Source organism: Haloarchaeobius amylolyticus (assembly GCF_026616195.1).
GTDB lineage: Archaea > Halobacteriota > Halobacteria > Halobacteriales > Natrialbaceae > Haloarchaeobius > Haloarchaeobius amylolyticus.
In genome coordinates this window covers 1265904-1283426 of sequence record NZ_JANHDH010000001.1, presented here as the reverse complement: position 1 = coordinate 1283426, position 17523 = coordinate 1265904, and the positions used below count along the sequence as shown (strand labels likewise).

The 17523-nt window shown below is 65.6% G+C and carries 15 protein-coding genes; 10 read left to right on the top strand and 5 right to left on the bottom strand.

Going from position 1 to position 17523, the window contains the following annotated elements; genetic code table 11:
• Nucleotides 1-12 precede the first annotated feature (12 nt).
• Nucleotides 13-243 (bottom strand): hypothetical protein, encoded by a 231-nt coding sequence (locus NOV86_RS06565; protein ID WP_267640540.1) that lies wholly within the window; start codon nucleotides 241-243, stop codon nucleotides 13-15.
• 92 nt (nucleotides 244-335) lie between these two features.
• Between NOV86_RS06565 and NOV86_RS06560 the strand changes: the two genes are divergently transcribed.
• From NOV86_RS06560 to NOV86_RS06545, 4 genes are all read left to right on the top strand, one after another.
• A complete protein-coding gene (locus NOV86_RS06560; protein WP_267640539.1) occupies nucleotides 336-1196 on the top strand; it encodes a mechanosensitive ion channel family protein in 861 nt (286 codons plus the stop codon).
• A gap of 100 nt (nucleotides 1197-1296) precedes the next feature.
• Entirely contained in the window at nucleotides 1297-2475 is a 1179-nt protein-coding gene (locus NOV86_RS06555) for an MFS transporter (RefSeq protein ID WP_303647568.1), read from the top strand.
• Nucleotides 2476-2507: 32 nt separating this feature from the next.
• Nucleotides 2508-2957, top strand: a complete 450-nt coding sequence (locus tag NOV86_RS06550; protein ID WP_267640537.1) for a universal stress protein — start codon at nucleotides 2508-2510, stop codon at nucleotides 2955-2957.
• Nucleotides 2958-3048: 91 nt separating this feature from the next.
• Nucleotides 3049-3738 carry a metallophosphoesterase family protein gene (locus tag NOV86_RS06545; RefSeq protein WP_267640536.1) on the top strand — a complete coding sequence of 230 codons (690 nt, stop codon included), beginning with the start codon at nucleotides 3049-3051 and terminating at the stop codon, nucleotides 3736-3738.
• Nucleotides 3739-3762: 24 nt separating this feature from the next.
• Here the strand turns inward: NOV86_RS06545 and NOV86_RS06540 are convergent, their stop codons facing one another.
• From NOV86_RS06540 to pdhA, 4 genes are all read right to left on the bottom strand, one after another.
• Nucleotides 3763-4710, bottom strand: coding sequence for an ArsA family ATPase (locus tag NOV86_RS06540; protein WP_267640535.1), 948 nt, complete (start codon nucleotides 4708-4710; stop codon nucleotides 3763-3765).
• 56 nt (nucleotides 4711-4766) lie between these two features.
• Nucleotides 4767-8735, bottom strand: a complete 3969-nt coding sequence (locus NOV86_RS06535; RefSeq protein WP_267640534.1) for a PAS domain S-box protein — start codon at nucleotides 8733-8735, stop codon at nucleotides 4767-4769.
• Nucleotides 8736-8748: 13 nt separating this feature from the next.
• Nucleotides 8749-9498 carry a response regulator gene (locus NOV86_RS06530; protein ID WP_267640533.1) on the bottom strand — a complete coding sequence of 250 codons (750 nt, stop codon included), beginning with the start codon at nucleotides 9496-9498 and terminating at the stop codon, nucleotides 8749-8751.
• 285 nt (nucleotides 9499-9783) lie between these two features.
• Nucleotides 9784-10887: a pyruvate dehydrogenase (acetyl-transferring) E1 component subunit alpha gene (gene pdhA / locus NOV86_RS06525; RefSeq protein ID WP_267640532.1), complete on the bottom strand. Its 1104-nt coding sequence runs from the start codon at nucleotides 10885-10887 to the stop codon at nucleotides 9784-9786.
• A gap of 198 nt (nucleotides 10888-11085) precedes the next feature.
• On the opposite strand from pdhA, the gene NOV86_RS06520 reads away from it, so the two are divergent.
• The 6 genes from NOV86_RS06520 (at nucleotide 11086) to NOV86_RS06495 (ending at nucleotide 17474) form a co-directional block, all read left to right on the top strand.
• Nucleotides 11086-11313 (top strand): hypothetical protein, encoded by a 228-nt coding sequence (locus NOV86_RS06520; RefSeq protein ID WP_267640531.1) that lies wholly within the window; start codon nucleotides 11086-11088, stop codon nucleotides 11311-11313.
• Between the two features lie 131 nt (nucleotides 11314-11444).
• Nucleotides 11445-12803 (top strand): S8 family serine peptidase, encoded by a 1359-nt coding sequence (locus NOV86_RS06515; RefSeq protein WP_267640530.1) that lies wholly within the window; start codon nucleotides 11445-11447, stop codon nucleotides 12801-12803.
• A gap of 406 nt (nucleotides 12804-13209) precedes the next feature.
• On the top strand, nucleotides 13210-15330 hold the full coding sequence (locus NOV86_RS06510) for a DUF262 domain-containing protein (protein WP_267640529.1): 2121 nt from the start codon (nucleotides 13210-13212) through the stop codon (nucleotides 15328-15330).
• Nucleotides 15327-15896, top strand: coding sequence for a hypothetical protein (locus NOV86_RS06505; RefSeq protein ID WP_267640528.1), 570 nt, complete (start codon nucleotides 15327-15329; stop codon nucleotides 15894-15896). The genes NOV86_RS06510 and NOV86_RS06505 overlap by 4 nt, the downstream gene beginning before the upstream one ends.
• A 223-nt stretch (nucleotides 15897-16119) precedes the next feature.
• Nucleotides 16120-16452, top strand: coding sequence for a DUF4234 domain-containing protein (locus NOV86_RS06500; RefSeq protein WP_267640527.1), 333 nt, complete (start codon nucleotides 16120-16122; stop codon nucleotides 16450-16452).
• Nucleotides 16453-16628: 176 nt separating this feature from the next.
• A complete protein-coding gene (locus tag NOV86_RS06495; RefSeq protein ID WP_267640526.1) occupies nucleotides 16629-17474 on the top strand; it encodes a fructosamine kinase family protein in 846 nt (281 codons plus the stop codon).
• The last annotated feature ends 49 nt before the right edge of the window (nucleotides 17475-17523 follow it).

The following is a 17523-nucleotide window of genomic DNA, read 5'->3' as shown; positions in this document are numbered from 1 at the left end:
GAGACCGGTCCCTTACAGCGGTTCGGGGGTGTTCCGCGCGTTCTCGACCTCCTGGTCGGAGGTCGCCCGGACGAGGTCCTCGGCGTTGTACTCGGCGACCTCGCCGGTCGCCAGCTCGGTGACGTGGACCTCGGTGCCTTCGTCGTTCCACGCGGCGCGGTAGCCGTCGCGCTCGACGGCGTCGAAATCTGTCTGGCTCAGCTCGTAGGCGAGCACGTCGGCGTCGGTCTCCCCGAGGGGCATACGTCGCCTATCACCCCCGACCGCGGAAGGTCTTTCGCTCTCCGGGGGGAGCACCCACGGTACTAAGAGCGTCCGCCGTGCAGTGTCGGCCGATGCTGCAGATCCGTTCGCCGGAGGCGGTGCTGACCGAGTTCGCGACCGTCCTGCAGGACGCCGCGGTCTTCGTCGCCGTCGCGGCCGTCATCTTCCTGCCGGGGCGGTACCTCGTGGTGCCGGGGGCGCGCTGGCTCATGGACGCCGCGAACGTCGACGACACGCTCGAACTGCCGCTGCTCAAGGTCCTCGACGCCGGGTTCGCGCTGTTCGCGGTGTTCACCGCCATCACCGTCTCCGGCGTGGCGAGCTTCCTCGCGACCAAGGAGGCCATCACGGCCGGGGCGACCATCGCCATCGGGTTCGCCTCCCAGGACGTGCTCGGCAACCTCGTCAGCGGCGTCTTCATCGTCCTGGACCCGACGTACAACATCGGCGACTGGATCCAGTGGAAGGACAAGGAGGGCATCATCGAGGACATCAGTTTCCGGGTGACGCGCATCCACACCTTCGACAACGAACTCGTGACGGTGCCGAACTCGGAGCTGACGAAGAACACCATCACGAACCCGGTCGCGAAGGAGCGCCTCCGGGTGACGTTCCCCTTCGGCGTGGGCTACGAGGACGACCTCGAACGCGCCCAGGCCATCATCGTGGAGGCGGCGCTGGCCCACGACGAGATCCTGGACCGCCCCGGCCCGAGCGTCCGCATCCAGGAACTCGGCGACTCGGCGGTGATACTCGAGTCCCGCTTCTGGATCGACACGCCCGCCCGGACCGACTTCATCCGCATCCGGTCGGAGTTCGTCGAGAACGTCAAGGCGCAGTACGACGCCGAGGGCATCTCCCTGCCCGCGCCACAGCGCGAACTCTCGGGCTCCATCGAGACCACCGAACAGGTCGTCGGGAACGGCGCCTGAGGACGACGCCGGCAGTGCATCCCGACCGTCGGACCGCAGCCGGTTTATATCGGCCGCCGGAGAACCTCGCGACGTGACCCGAGTCGACCCGAAGTGGCGGATGCTCGCCCTGCTGGCGACGGCCGAACTGCTCGCGATGACGCTCTGGTTCTCGGCGTCGGCGGTCGGCCCCGAGCTGGCCGCGGCGTGGGACCTGTCGCCGGCGCAGACGGCGTGGCTGACGAACGCGGTGCAACTTGGCTTCGTCGCCGGGGCGTTGCTCTCGGCGGGGCTGACGCTCTCGGATACCGTCCCGCCCCGGTACCTCTTCGCCGGCTCGTCGCTGCTCGGGGCGCTGGCGACCGCCGTCATCGCCGGCGTCGTCGGCTCCTTCCTCCCGGCCGTGGCGCTCCGGTTCCTGACGGGCGCGGCCCTCGCCGGGGTCTACCCGCCGGGGATGAAGCTCATCGCGGGCTGGTTCGACACCGGGCGCGGCTTCGCCATCGGGACGCTCGTCGGCGCGCTCTCGGTCGGGTCGGCCATGCCCCACCTGCTCCGGGCCGCCGGCGGTGTCGGCGACCCGCGGGCCGTCCTCTACGGGGCGGCCGCCCTCGGCGCCGTCGGTGGCCTGCTCGCGCTCGCGGCCAGACCGGGCCCGCACCAGGCGCCGGCGGCCCCCTTCGACCCGGGTGCCATCGGCCGCATCCTCCGGGACCGCCCGACCATGCTGGCCAACGGCGGCTACTTCGGCCACATGTGGGAACTCTACGCGGTCTGGACGTGGATTCCGCTCTACCTCACCGCCGGCTTCTCGGAGTCGGCCGGGGCCGACACCGTCGCGCTCCTCGCGTTCGCGACCATCGCGGTCGGCGGGCTCGGCGCCGCGGCCGCGGGCCGGGTCGCCGACGTGGTCGGCCGGACCACCCTCACGAGCGCCAGCATGGTCGTCAGTGGCGCGTGCTGTCTGCTCGCGGTCCCGCTGTTCGGCGCGCCGCTGTGGCTGCTCGTCCCCTTCCTGCTCGTCTGGGGCGTGGCCATCGTCGCGGACTCGGCGCAGTTCTCGGCGGCGGTGTCCGAACTCGCGGCCCCGAGCTACGTCGGGAGCGCGCTGACGCTCCAGACCGCGGTCGGCTTCCTGCTGACGACGGCCTCCATCCAGCTGACGCCGGTCGTGGCCGACGCGGTCGGCTGGCAGTACGCCTTCGTCCCGCTGGCGGTCGGGCCGCTGGTGGGCACGCTCTCGATGCTCCGGCTCCGGGCGCGGCCCGAGGCGGCAGACCTCGCCGGGGGTCGGGGATAGATTATTGCCTCGGCCGTCTGAACCGTCGCACGATGTCGCTGCTAGTTCCCTTCGACGGTTCCGACCTCTCGACGACCGCGCTGCGGCGCGCCACGGAGTTCGCGGACTTCTCGGACGCCTCGCTCGTGGTGCTCACGCTCGTCCCGGACGACCCCGAGTACGCCCGCGAGCGCGGCTGGCTCGACCCGGAGGACACGTTCGACGTGGGCGTCATCGAGCGCAAACTCCGCCAGCGCGTCCACGACATCGCGCCGAACGCCGAGTTCCGCTGTGAACTGGTCGAGGAGAACGCAGACCCCGTCGCGACGCTCCCGATGGACGTGGCCCGGCGCATCCGGCAGATCGCCGCCGACGTCGACGCGGAGATCCTCTTCGTCGGCAGCGAGAACGCCGGCCGCGTGTCGACGCCGCTGACCAGCGTCGGCTCGCCCATCTCGGAGGACCCGCAGTACGACGTCCACATCGTCCGGCACCCGGAGTGACGCCCGGCCGTCATCTGGCACACCCGCGAACGCCCCCGACCCGGACACGGTCGGGTCCCTGTTTTTGACCCTCGCACGTGTACTCTCCTGCATGAACCCCCCGCGCTTCGGCGCCGCCGTCTCCCGCCAGCACCGCCGGGTCGACACCGAAGGTCGTGACGTCTACGTCGTGGGGGACGTCCATGGCTGTCTCCAGCCGCTGGAGGAACTGCTCGACACCCTCGGGGTCGACGAGGACGACCTCGTGGTCTTCGTCGGGGACCTGGTGACCCGCGGCCCCGACAGCGCGGGCGTGGTCGACCTCGTCCGCAACTCGCCGAACATGCTCTCGGTGCGGGGGAACAACGAGCAGAAGGTGGTCGACGGCGCCGTCGACCTGCCGGCCCTCTCGGGGCGCCAGCGCCAGTGGCTCGCGTCGCTCCCGGTGGCGCTCTCGTGGGAGGACGTGCTGGTCGTCCACGGCGGCATCGACCCGCGCAAACCACTGGCGTCGCACGTCCCGGAGGACCTGCTGAACGTCGGGTCGCTCACGGATTCGGGCTACGGCCGGCCGTACTGGTGGGAGTTCTACCACGGCCCCTTCCGCGTCTTCTTCGGCCACCGGGTGTTCGCCGCGCCCTTCGTCAGCGAGCACGCGGTCGGGCTGGACACCGGCTGCGTGTACGGGAACCAGCTCTCGGGCTTCGACTGCCAGACCGGCGAGGCCGTGAGCGTCCCGGCCCCGGAGGCGTACCGGGAGCGCGACCCCGACGACTACATCGACCCGGGCGTGTTCGCCTGAGGTCGCCAGAGTCAGCCCGCCCGGTCACTCGAAGGTCGCGTCGAGGCGCCTCGCAAGTCCATCAAGCGCATCCCGCCCCTGTGCCTCGCCGTCGAGCACCGGGAGCGTGCAGAGCTCGCGGTCCGGGAATCGCTCGCGGATGTCCGCGAGGCGCTCTTCGTGCAATTGCCGTCTGGTCGTACACCGGTGGCAGTCGCAGTCGTCGGCCTCGAGCACGCGGTTGACGACGATGGTCCCGACGGGGACCTCGGCCGCCGCGAGCTGGTCGACCAGTCGCTCGGTCTCCGCGATGGCCATCGCCTCCGGGACGAGGACGGGCCGGAACTCGGTCCGTTCGGGGTCCCTGAGCACCTCGCTCACGTCGTCGAGCCGGTCGCGCAGGTCGGCCACGGCGTCGGGTGCGTCGCGGTCGCGACCGAAGAACGCGGCCGGCCCGAACATCGCGCTGCGGGCCGAGTCGACCAGTCGGCGGACCTGTCCCCGCACCTCGCCGGCCGCACCCAGCGTGCTCGCGAGGACCTCGGGGAGGTCGAGCAGCCGGAGCGTGTGTCCGGTCGGGGCGGTGTCGAGGACCACGTGGTCCCAGTCGTCGCTCGCGGCGTAGTCGGCGATGTGTTCGAGCGCGGCGACCTCGTCGGCGCCGGGGACCAGCCCGGCCGCGAACAGCTCCTCGAGCGTCTCCTCGTCGATGCGGAGGCCGGCCTCGCGGAAGTCGGCGACCAGCGCCTCGACCACGCGCCGGTAGGCCGCCTGTCCCGTCTCGGGCGACACCTCGACGCCCCAGCAACCGTCGGCGAGTTCGCGGGGCTCGCCGCCGACGGTGGTGTCGAAGGCGTCGCCCAGCGAGTGCGCCGGGTCGGTCGAGACGACCAGCACGCGGTGGCCGCGCCCGGCCAGCGCCAGCCCGGTCGCCGCCGCACAGGTGGTCTTCCCGACGCCCCCTTTCCCGCCGTAACAGACGAATCGCGTCACGCCAGTCGCTACGGGTTCGACCGCGAAAAAGCAGTGGCCTGCCGGGTCTTGCCTCGCTACTCCTCCCGCTCCGACCGCGAGACGGCCGACTCGCCGACGACGCCGGCCGGCTGCTCACGGACCTCGAACCGGGCGCCGCCGGACTCGCTCTCGGTCGCCCGGATCTGCCACTTGTGGGCCTCGACGATGTCACGGACGATGGAGAGGCCGAAGCCGGTCCCGGCCTCGGAGGTCGTGTGCCCGTGGTCGAACACCCGGTCGCGCTGTCCCGGCGGGATACCGACGCCGTCGTCCTCGACGAAGAACCCGTGCTCGGTGTCGAGCGGCCCGACGCGGATGGACAGGGTGTCCCCGGCTGCCTGCTGGCCGCCGTCGGGGTTCCTGTCCTCGGTGACGCCCGGACGGGCGGCCTCGAGCCCCCCGGCGTCGGACCCGATGCCGTGCTCCACCGAGTTCCGGAAGAGGTTCTCGAACACCTGCAGGAGCCGGGGTTCGTCGGCGGCGAGTTCGCCGAGGCCGGGCTCGACCGACAGGGTCGCCGCGGCCGTGTCGACGTTCTCCCAGGCCCGCCGGGCGACCGCTTCGACGTCGACCACGCTCGTCTCCCCGACGACCTTGCCCTGCCGGGTCAGCTCCAGCAGGTCGTCGATGAGCTCGTTCATGCGGACCGTCGCCCGCTCGATGGCGTCGAGGCGCGAGAGGTCGCCGTCCTGGCGCAGGAGTTCGAGCGTGATGGCGATTATGTCGAGCGGGTTCCGCAGGTCGTGGCTGACGATGCTCGCGAAGTCCTCCAGCCGGTCGTTCTCGCGCTCCAGCTGGCGTTCGTACTCGGCGCGTTCGAGTTCGAAGCGGATCCACTGCGCGACGAGCGCGACGAACGAGCGCTCGGCGTCGGTCAGGGGGTCGCGGGGGTCGCAGTCGACGAAACAGAGCGTCCCGTAGACCTCGCCGTTGGCGACGACGGGCGTGCCGACGTAGGTCGCGAACGGGCTCTCGTCGGCGTCCCCGAGGTGGACGCAGATGGTCTCGCCCGCGTCGATGGTGTCCGCACAGAACGTCTCCGAGAGGGGCATCACCGCGCCCTCGGTGACGTGTGCGTGGTCGTCGCTGACGGCGAGTATCTCCCGCAGGTCGGACTGCTGCTGGACCCGGGTGAGGTGGCCGTTCTCCACGTCGAGACGGTCGCAGCCGATGGCGAGTATCCTCGGGAGCTTCTCCTCGAAGGTCAGGTCGACGCTGGAGGCGACGTCCGTGAGTTCGCGCAGCGCCTGCTCGCCGGCGCGGACCTCCTGTTCCATGCGGTGGCGCTCGGTCACGTCGGTGATGAACCCCTCCAGGGCCTCGAGCCGGCCGTCCTCGTCGAAGACGCCCTCACCCTGCTCCCAGGCCCAGCGGACCTCGCCGTCTCTGGTCACGATGCGGTAGTTGAGTTCGAACGGTTCGTGGGCGCACAGGGCGGTCTGGACCGTCTCCCACACGTCGTCGCGGTCCTCGGGGTGGATGACGTCGCCGCCCCAGGAGACCTCCCCCGACTCGAACGCCTCGCGGGGGTAGCCCGTCAGGGGTAGACAGCCCTCGCTGATGAACTCGGTCGGCCAGTCGGGCCGGTTCGCACACCGGTAGGCCGTCCCCGGCAGGTTCGACAGCAGCGTCGAGAACTTCCGGCGGCTCTCGCGGAGTTCGCGCTCGATGCGGACGCGCTCGGTGATGTCCCTGGCCTCGGGGATGAGCAGGACGACCGCACCGTCGTCGTCGGTGACCGGCTTGATGGAGAAGTCGGTGACGGCCACGTCCTCGGGACCGTGGACGTCCATCTCGCACCTGACGAACTCGCCGGCGGCCGCCCGCTCGACCAGCCCGCGGAGCCGTTCCTGGGTGTCCTCGTCGTCGGCGAACCAGGCGGTCTCCCACATCTTCTGCCCGACGACGTCCGCCCGGTCGAGGCCGCCGAACTCCAGGGCGGTCTCGTTGGCCTCCAGCATGGTCCCGTCCGGGTCGAGCAGCCCGGTGAACTGGTAGGTCTGGTTGAAGATGGCCTCGTACCGCCGCTGGCGCTCCTTGCGCTCGGAGATGTCGCGGACGATGCCGACGGTCCCACGCAACTCGCCGTGGGGGCCGAGCGGCAGGACGGTCAGGTTGAGTTCGCAGGGGACGGTGTGGCCGTCGCGGTGCCTGATGTCTATCTCGTAGCGCTTGACCCGTTCCTCGCCGACGGTCAGCAGCTCGTGGATGCCGCGTTCGCAGCGCCCGATGTCGGCGTCGTTCATGACGATGGAGACGTGCTCGCCGACGAGTTCCTCGCGGTCGTAACCGCTGATGTCCTCGGCGGCCCGGTTGCAGTCCGTGATGCGGCCCTCGAGGTCGAGCTTGTAGACGCCGTCGCCCATCGCCTCGAAGATGCGCTGGTAGCGTTCGAGCTCCTGCTGGCGCTCGGCGTGGTCGGTCACGTCGATGAGCGACCCCATCACCGCCGGCTGGCCCTCGTACTCGATGTAGTTCCCGTGGACCTCGACGAGGACGTGCTCGCCGTCCTTCCGGACGGCCTCGAAGCGGTACTCGATGCCCTGCAGTCGCTCCTCGATGCGGCGCTGGAGCCGGTCCGCGACCTCCTCGCGGTACTCCTCGGCGACGAGGTCGAGGGGGTCCGTGCCGTGGAGTTCGTCGGGGTCGTAGCCGAATATCTCTGCCAGTCGCGGGTTGACGTACGCGAAGACGCCGTCCTGGATGACGTAGATGCCGACGAGGTTCTGCTCGACGAGTTGCTGGTAGCGCTCCTCGGCGAGGGTGAGCTGCGTCTCGCGCTCGCGCTCTCGCGTCCGGTCCCGCGTCAGCGCCTCGAACCTGGCCTGGCCGTCGCCGACCTGGAGCTTGCTGATGACGACGTTGGCCCAGAAGCGCGAGCCGTCGCGACGGACGCGCCAGCCCTCGTCCTCGGACCGCCCCTCGCGTGCTGCCTCCGCCAGCAGCCGGGTGGGCAGGTCCTTCTGGGCGTCCTCCTCGGTGTAGAGCAGCGACAGGTGGGTGCCGATGGCCTCCTCGGTCGAGAACCCGGTGATGCGGGCGGCCGTGTCGTTCCACGAGGTGATGTAGCCCTCCGGGTCCAGTTCGCAGATGGCGTAGTCCTCGACGTTCGAGACGACCAGCTGGTAGCGCTCTTCTGCCTCCTCGAGTTCCTGCTCGCGCCGTCTGAGTTCGTGCTCTCGGAACTTCCGGTCGGAGATGTCCCGGAGCAGGGCGAGCACCCGCTCCCTGCCGCCGAGGCGGGTCGGGTTGAACTGCATCTCCGTCCAGACGAGGTCGCCGGACCCGTCGACGACCTGCCACTCGAACTTCTGGGAGCCCTCGTCGACGGTGCGCTCGAGCCACTTCGCCAGCGTCTCCGGGGTGTGTGGCTCGTAGTCCGGGCTCAGGTCGCCGAGCGCTCGCCCGACCAGTTCGTGGGCGTCGCGCCGCAGCAACTCGCAGGCACCCGGGTTGGCGTCGAGGACGATGCCGGTCCCGGGGTCGACGATGAGGATGCCCTCGGCGGTCGCCCGGAATATCTCGCGGTAGTTCGTCTCGGCCCGGACCTTCGAGACGGCCTCCCGTATCATGTTGGCGAGGACGGTGAACTGCCCGGTCCCGCCCTCCTTGCGGATGTAGCCGTTCGCGCCGGCCGACACCGCCTTCGCGGCGATTTCCTCCGAGCCCTTCCCGGTGAACAGGATGAACGGGAGGGTCTCGTATCGCTCCCTGAGCCGTTCGAGGAACGTCAGCCCGTCCATCTCGGGCATCTCGTAGTCACTGACGATGCAGTCGATACCGTCGTCGAGTCGAGCGAGCGCCTGTTCGGGGTCGGTCTCGGTGACGACGTCCAGGTCGTCGTCGATCTTCGCGAGGAAGGCTGCGGTCGCCTCGCCGAGGTCCCGGTCGTCGTCGACGTGGAGGACCCGGATGTCGGCGGTGGCCGACAGGGGCCGCGTCATGACGCTCTCCAGCCCGCTCTCGGCCCGGTGGTGCTCGTACTCGTAGTCCCTGTCGCTCATCGAGGGCGGGGGCTCAGGCGTCCTTGTTCACCGCGTTCCTGATGGAGTCGACGAGCCTGTCGTAGCCCTCCGGACTCGTCTCCTTCTGGAGGTAGTCGCTGACCCCGATGGCGACCGCCTCGCCGGCCGTGTTCTCGCTGCCCTTGTTGGTGAACATGATGAACGAGACGTCGGGGTACTCGTCGCGGACGGCGTCGAGGAACTCCAGCCCGTCGATGGCCGGCATCTTGTAGTCGCTGACGATGCAGTCGACGGGTTCGTTCTTCAGTACGGTGAACGCGTCGGGCGCGCTCGTGGCGGTCATGATGTCGAGGTCGTCGTGTTCACGTTCGAGCAGGTCGGCGACGGCGCTCACGAAGTCCGGGGCGTCGTCGACGAGCAGTACCCTGATGTCCTCGGTCGTCTGTTTCTGTTCGGTATCGTTTGTCATGTCTTCTTTCACGTCTCGCTGTACCGCGAGGTCGAGCCAGTCACCGATGTCCTCTGGGTCCGCGAGTAGTTCGACTCGCTCCTGGTCCTCGTCGACACCTACCAGTCCGAGCGATTCGAGCATCGGGAGGTGGTCGTCGAGGAGTGCATCGCGAACGTCGGCCGCCTCGTCGTCCGTCTCGGCCGCGACGACGGTGAGTTCGTCGATGGTCGCGAGTCCGTTCTGCCGGAGATGGAACAGCACTTTCCGCCGATACTGGTCCGAGAGCGCCTCGAAGAGGTCGTCGCTCGGGATGTGTGCTGCGTCACCGGTCGTGTCTGTCTCTTTGGTCATGGTCCATACTGCACCGGAATGACGTGTCGGTCCTGGTCACCGGCACTTGCCCAGTGCCGCCACAGTGCCGCCAGCGACCCGTCTCTCGTTGCAGAGATATGTCCTCCCAACCCCATTCCGTGTACAGTCGTACAATTCTCGCCCTGGCGTATTAACGAGATGGTTACCTTTCCGGACTTTTATTCACGGAAGAATCGCTCTCCTCCGGGTTTTGAGGCGTTTCGTGCGAGTAACCGCCGTCCTGACCAATCTCGAAAACCGGTAGATGTTGCCGCCCTGGGTCGGTTACTCGTCCCGCTGCATTGCGTCGTCACCGACGGCCGAGCGCAGCGCACGAAGATACCGGTCGTCCTCGGCGACCCGACGTGTCTGTTCTTCGTACACGTCGGCGAACATCGACTGCGGGTCGGGGTCGACCGCCATGGCCGCGTCGACGGCCTCGGCCAGCGTCTCGGTCACCTCGGCCTCGATGGCCTCGACGCGTTCGTCGTCGAGCAGGCCGCGCCCGCGCAGGAACGCCTCCAGTCGCGCGATGGGGTCCTTCTCCCGCCAGGCGTCGACCTCGGCCTCGTCGCGGTACTTCGTCGGGTCGTCGGCGGTGGTGTGCGCGCCGAAGCGGTACTGGACGGCCTCGACGAGCGTCGGCCGGGACTCGTCCTCGCCCGGGTCCTTCGCCGTCGCCAGCGCGTCGCGGGTCACCTCGTACATCGCCAGCGGGTCCATCCCGTCGACGCGGACACCCTCGAAACCGTACGCGTCGGCCTTCTGGGCGAACGTCGCGCTCGCGGTCTGCCTCTCGGCCGGAATCGAGATTGCCCACTGGTTGTTGTTGCAGACGAAGACGGCGGGGACGTCGAAGACGCCGGCGAAGTTCAGGCCCTCGTGGAAGTCCCCCTCCGAGGTCGCGCCGTCGCCGAAGTGACAGACGACGGCCGCGTCGTCGCCGCGGAGCTTCATGGCCCACGCGAACCCGGTCGCGTGGGGGATGTGGGACCCGATGGAGATGTTCAGGGGGTGGATGTTGTGGTCCACCAGCGCCGCGTTCCCTTCCTCGTACCCCATCCAGTACCGGATGTAGGGCGCGAGACAGTCGCGGACGATGGGGCCGGCGTGCTCGCGATACTGGTAGCTCAGCCAGTCCGCGTCGTCCATCGCGTACATGGCGCCGAACTGCGAGCCCTCCTGCCCGGCCAGCGAGGCGTAGGTGCCCATCCGGCCCTGTCGCTGGAGGCTGATCATCCGGTCGTCGAAGCGCCGCCCGAGCCGCATGTCCCGGTAGAGGTCGACGAGACGGTCGTCGGCGAGCGGTGGCTCGTACCCGTCCTCGACCGGTGTCCCGTCCTCGTCGAGTCGCCGGACCAGCTCGGCCGAACCGGCCGTGTCTGTCATGCCAGCGCGTACCGTGGCGGGGGAGAAAGACCTGTGCCTGCCGGCGAAACTTCTCTCGGCAACACCGATACCAACATGAACATTTATGATAGATTGGCTCGCAGGTGGTGATACGATGCTTCACGTACTCGCAGCACGCGCGGTCCGACCCCCGACAGAACGCCAGTACCCGACCACACCACCCACACGACGCATCACATGAGCACACGTCCCGACGCCACGCCCGAGACCCGACGCACGAACCCACGAATCGACGAGCCGACCGACTTCTCCCGGCCCGAGCCCACGACCACCACCGGCAGTGAGTCGCCGCCCACCGACGTCTCCTGGACCGCGCTCTGCCAGCAGCAGTTCGACACCACCGACAGCGGTCGCCTCAAGAACCTCACCGACGACGAGAACGAGGCGATGCACGACGGTCTCTGACCCGGCCAGCCGGACTTCTCCCGCGCCGATACCGGCCGTCGCTGGTGATTACCTCGACTGGATGGACCTGGAACCGGAAGGATTGTCAGCACTACATAACGTTTATGGCCAGATACTTGTAACGTTGTGTCATGGTACATCGTACCAGACGAGACGTTCTCAAGGTAAGCGGGGCACTGCTCGGGGGAATCGCGGTCGGAACCACGGTCACGGCGGCGTCCTCGACCGACCGGTTCATCGTCCGAACACGGGGCCGAGGCGTCCCGAAGGGCGTGGACGTGGTCCACGAGATGCCGGGGACCGACCTCGCGGTGGTCGCCGGTGACGAAGGGGCCCTCCAGTCGGCGAGGGGTGTCAAGGAGTACGCGCCCGACATCGAGATGGAACTCGACGACCCGCCGGTGAACGCCGACGCGCCGAGGGTGGGGGAGACGAGTGTTACAGACGAGCCATTTTACGGCCTCCAGTGGGACAAGCAGGACCTGGATGTCCCGACAGCCCACGAGACGACGAAGGGCGAGGGGACGCGGGTCACCATCATCGACACCGGCGTAGCTGCCGGCCACCCGGACCTGAATGTGAACGAGGACCTGTCTAAGAACTTCACCGGCGACGGTCTCGGGTCAGCCAACCCGGCGGGCGGCTACCACGGTACCCACGTCGGCGGTATCGTTGCTGCGCGTACGGACAATGAGACGGGTGTTGCGGGGACCGCCCCTGACACCGACCTCGTGGACTGCCGCGTGTTCTCACCGAACTCACTCGCTTCCTTCGGCGACATACTCGCGGCGGTCGTCTACAGCGCGAGCATCGACGCCGACGTGGCGAACCTCTCGCTGGGTGCGTACCCTGTCCCCCGCCAAGGAATGGGCTCGTTCTACGGCAAGGTACTCAACAGTGCGATGACCTACGCAAACAGCCAGGGAACCCTGCTCGTCATCGCGGCCGGCAACGACGCAGCCGACCTCCAGCACGACGGGCGTGTCTGCATGGACTTCGACGACGATGGGGAGACCGAGTGCAACCCGGTCATCAGCCTCCCTAACGAGGGCGCACAGGCGCTGTCGGTCTCGGCGACTGGCCCGGTCGGTTTCAACTGGGGCGACGAGGGTGTCAAACAGCCTGCCCACAGTCCAGCGCGGTACACCAACTACGGTACCAACGCCGTCGACCTCGGTGCGCCAGGTGGGAACTACGACCCGGCCTTCCCGGAAGGCTGGTACTACGATCTCGTATTCAACACCATCGCGGAACCCAATTTCGACGACGACGGCAATTACTTGGGCGCGTCCTATAGCTACGCTTGGCTCGCCGGCACCTCCATGGCCGCACCCAACGTCGCCGGCGCCGCCGCACTGGTCAAGAGCGCGAACCCGGACTACAACGCCAACCAGGTCGAGGCTGCACTCAAGCAAGCCGCCGACGTGCCCGAGGGCTACGACAAGACGTACTACGGGAGTGGCTACCTGAACATCCTCGACGCGCTGTAGGCCGACACCCGGTCAGGAGTGTCCTGACCGCATGAACGTTCTCTCGGCAGCCGAGTGAGAACGCTCTTTTCGGCCCGCGGCGTAGCTGTCGATGGCCGATGACGAAGGCACCGCTCCGAGCCGGGGTGGCTCCCGGTGGTGACGAGCCCTATGAGTGCCGAGGCCGACCTTCTCTCCAGCGGACTTCGAAAAAAGTGAAATAACGTCAAAAATTGGTGCTTTCCCGCTCTGAGAGAAGGAATTTATCAGCCGGAGTTGAATAAAGCGTACTCTGAGTAGCCACATCAGTCTATAAATTGACAGTCTCTTGTCTTATGAATAGATAGACTTCGTTAATTGACCGTGGATATGCTCTCAAACCGACGTTGCCCAAAGAACTAACAGAGAATCCGTAGATGACAGATGTATGCAAACCCGTACTGAAACGGTCGCATCCTTGTACCAGGATGGGTTTTTTGACATCCCCTCATATCAACGTAGCTATTCGTGGGAGAAATCCCAGTTAGCAGACCTTGTCGACGACCTCCAATATCTACCCGAGGAATCCAACCACTTCTTCGGAAACATCATCCTCGACAAAAAAGACCAACAGTACCAAACCGACAGAGGAAGGCGCTTCGACGTGTATGATGTGGTTGACGGTCAACAACGATTGACGACCGCGCTTATCTTCCTTCACGTCGCCACACAATTCGATGATGTGGTTGACGAAACCGTCTCAGAAGATAATCTGATTTTCCCCATCGAGGAGCGCCCCCGGCTAATGCCGCAGGATCAAGACGGTGAATTCTTCCGTGACAGCCTATTCGGGAATGCAAGTTTAGAGTGCGAAACTCCATCACAGGAACGTCTCGAATACGCGAAGGAGTATTTCCAGACGGAATTTGAAGACCTGCCTGTTCGAGAGATATCCGAGCGCCTGCGCTACGACTGCAAAATCAACGTCGTAGAGATAGACAGCGACTCGGAGGCGGCATCGATTTTCGAGAGTCTAAACGACCGCGGGAAGCCGCTGTCTTCGCTCGACAAAACGAAGAGCTTCCTGATGTATATGGACGACCGCTCCAGCAACCAGGGTGCTCTTGAGACAAAAATCAAGCAGCGATTCGGGAGCATCTACCGTGAGCTGTTCGTCCTCTCAAACGGGCATGACAGAGTGAGTGATTTCGACGAAGACAGTGTGCAACGGTTCCACTGGGGAATCTACGACGGATACGATTCTGACGAGTATTTCAACAGTCTCGATACGCTCAAAGACAGGCTCCGAGAGCAGTACCGGAACGGGGAGTACGATGCCGTTCAGGACGAAATTGACGAATACACCCTGAATCTTCGTGAAGCAGCGTCAGCGTTCGCTGCGCTGTTCAATCCCTCACAGCGTCCAGATGAAGTCGGTTCCGCACTGAAACGCCTGCTCATACTCGGCAGGGTTGCGAACGTTCTCCCCGTCCTGATGGCGGCACAGATGGAGTACGGTGACGATGAACCGGACAAGATGGCGGAGATCATTCGCGGCTGCGAGACGCTCGTCTTCCGCGTCTATGCAACCGATGGCAGGCGGGCCGATACGGGACGAGGCAGATTAGTGCGCCTCGCTCATTCGATTCATGCAGACGACTCGTATCTGTTTGAAGACGTGGTCAATCGTCTCGACTCGATTACCCGCATCTACACCGACGATGACCGCTTTGAGCGCAATCTTCGTGACCCTGACTTCTACGAGTCGATGTCGAGTCAGGACATTCGGTACTTGTTCTACCACTACGGACAGAACCTAGACATCGAGATACGCGAAGACGTACAGCGTGACCTCGAACAGATCCTCTCTACCTCGTTCGAGGTCGAACACATCCTCGCCCGGAAACTCCCCGAGGAACATATCCCAGAAAACCTGCACGAGGAGTTCGATGACCACGTTCACCGTCTCGGGAATCTCACCGTTGCGAGCGAGTACTGGAACAAGAACTACGGCAACCTGCCCTTCGAGCAAAAGAAGATTGCCCCCGAAGGGCGTGAAGCGGAATACAAATCCTCGAACCTGCGAGTGCAGCAGAGCCTCGCTGACTATGACGAGTTCGGACGCGACGAGATTGAGGAACGGGAACAGAAGATAGTCGACTTTGCACTCGAAGAGTGGGGGATTGCGTCTGAACCGCAGACGTCGGGCGGGTCGAGTATCGACGAAGGCTCTGATGATATAGAGTACGAGAGTCTCCCAGATAGTTTCTTCCGCCGGTTAACGAACCGACAGGAGGCGTTCATTCGAATCCTGCTCGATAACGGTGGTTGGATGCTGAACGAGGATGTCCGTCAGCGGATGGAGGACGAGTATGACCTTTCGACGGGCGGTGGTCAAGCGATATCCGGCATCCTCTCGGGGTTCACCCGGAAATACAGTGAGGACTTCACGTACCGTCTCATCGATTACGAATGGATGGGAGACCAGATGCAGTATCGACTACATCCCGACTCGGGATACATTGACGAACTGCGTGACCGACTGGTACGCTCCGTTGAGGAGCCATGATTCAAGCACAGATTGGCGAGCTAATTGTCGGGGCATACCTTCGAGTCATCAGCGACTGTGAACTCGTCTCGTACAATCAGCGGTCGAAAGAAGCGGGAAGACAGACGGAACTCGACGTGCTTGGCGTCAAATCAACAAACGGGGAACAGACGGTCTATGCCTGCGAGATCGTTACGCACATTCGAGGGTCACTATATTCAGGCTCCCCCGACGAGGAGGGATGGTGGAGTAAATATGGAAACAAGAGCTATCAGCACTCGCTCGAACGTATCTTCCACAAATTCGAGGAAGACTACGAGTTAGTCACGGGCGTTTTTGACGATGCTGAGGAGTACAGGTTTCAGTTCTGGTCGCCGTATGTGTCCGAGGGTCATCTGACGGACGGGTTAGAAGAGATGACACAACAGTTTGAGAGAGACTACGACGAGTCGATAGAACTCGTAATCAACGATGAGTACACCGAACGGGTGCGTGAACTCCGTGAGCGGGCATCAGAGACGAAGAAGAGTTTCGATGAACCCGCATTTCGATTCTTCCAGATTCTAGAGCACATGCGCGAGGAGTAGCAAGAGAGTGAACGGATTACGGATTGAACGGCGTCTATAGCTCCACTAAACACATTCACTATGGATAGATCGTGAGTCGTGAGTGCCGAGGCCAGTTCTCTCTCGGACCGTCCTGCAGGTCCGTGTCGACGTACTCCACCGTACTCCGCTTCGACGACAGATACCGTGGCGGACCTTTCGCTGGCAAGTAATTATTTATTAGTTGACCTCTACTGGCACATGTATGTCTGACACACCACAGGTGACGAACCCTTCCGCATTCTCGACGGGGTCGCTCGGAATGCAGGTCGTTCTGACCGTGATCACGTTCGGTCTGTACCCGGTATACTGGACCTACAAGACAGCGAAGATGCTCGACGAGGGGACCGACCAGAGTCTGAGTCCGATTCTGGCCATCATCCCGTTCGCGAACATCATCGTTCTCTGGCAGATCTCCGAAGCAGCAGAGCCGATGACGGAGAAAGACCCGATGCCGGTCTTCCTCCTGTTCCTCTTCTTCGGGGTCATCTCCTGGTACTGGGTCCAGAGTGGCATCAACTCGTTCGCGTCGCAGTAATCGTACCCAGCGATACTCCTCGCGAACTCACCAGTCGAGCACTCGACCAGCCACGGAACCGAGCGACGGGGACGACCGTCCGGTCCCGCGGACCCTCGACGAGGCGCTGTCGGGGGGCTGCACCCGGGTCACCGCTTCCAGAGAGGCTATCTGTGGGGCCCGACAGCATGTCGATGATGGACGAGTCGACCACCGCGGCGGTCGCCGACTGGGCTGGCTGCAGCGTCACGACCGTGACCGAACTCGATGGCGGGCAGGTCGGGAGCGTCCACCGCGTCGACCTCGCCGACGGGCGCCGCGTCGTCGTCAAGACCGCCGAGACCGACCTGCGGACGGAGGCGAAGATGCTCGCGCACCTGCGGTCGGTGGGTGAGCTCCGCGTTCCCGAGGTCTATCACGTCACGCCGGACCTGCTGGTGCTGGAGTTCGTCGCGGGCGGCTCGACGATATCCCCGGCAGTCGAACGCGACCTGGCCGAGCGACTCGCCGCCCTCCACGCCACCGACGCCGACCGGTTCGGTTTCCCGTTCGACACGCTGACGGGGGCGTACTGCCAGCCCAACCCCTGGCGGGACGACTGGGCGACGTTCTTCGGCGAGGAGCGACTCTCCCACGCGGCGACCCGCGCTCGCGAGGAGGGCGTGTTACCGGCCCATCTCGGTGAGCGACTCACCACCCTCGGCGACGACCTCCCGGGGATGCTGGCCCACGACCCCACGCCGTCGCTCGTCCACGGCGACGTCTGGTCGGCGAACCTGCTGACCGACGGCGAGACCGTCCGGGCGTTCCTCGACCCGGCGTGTTACTACGCCGACCCCGAGGTCGAACTGGCCTACGCCGAGTGGACCGGGGTGGCCGGCGACGCGTTCTTCGAGCGCTACCGTGCGGTGGCCGGGGTCGCCCCGGGCTACGACGAGCGACGGCACGTCTACCGGCTCTACCCGTTGCTGACCCACGTTCGACACTTCGGCGAGGCGTACCTGGAACCCCTCGACGAGACGCTCGAAACGCTCGGGTACTGACCGCCCCCGCCCGACCTGTCCCCGAACCCACAGATACGGTTATGTCTGC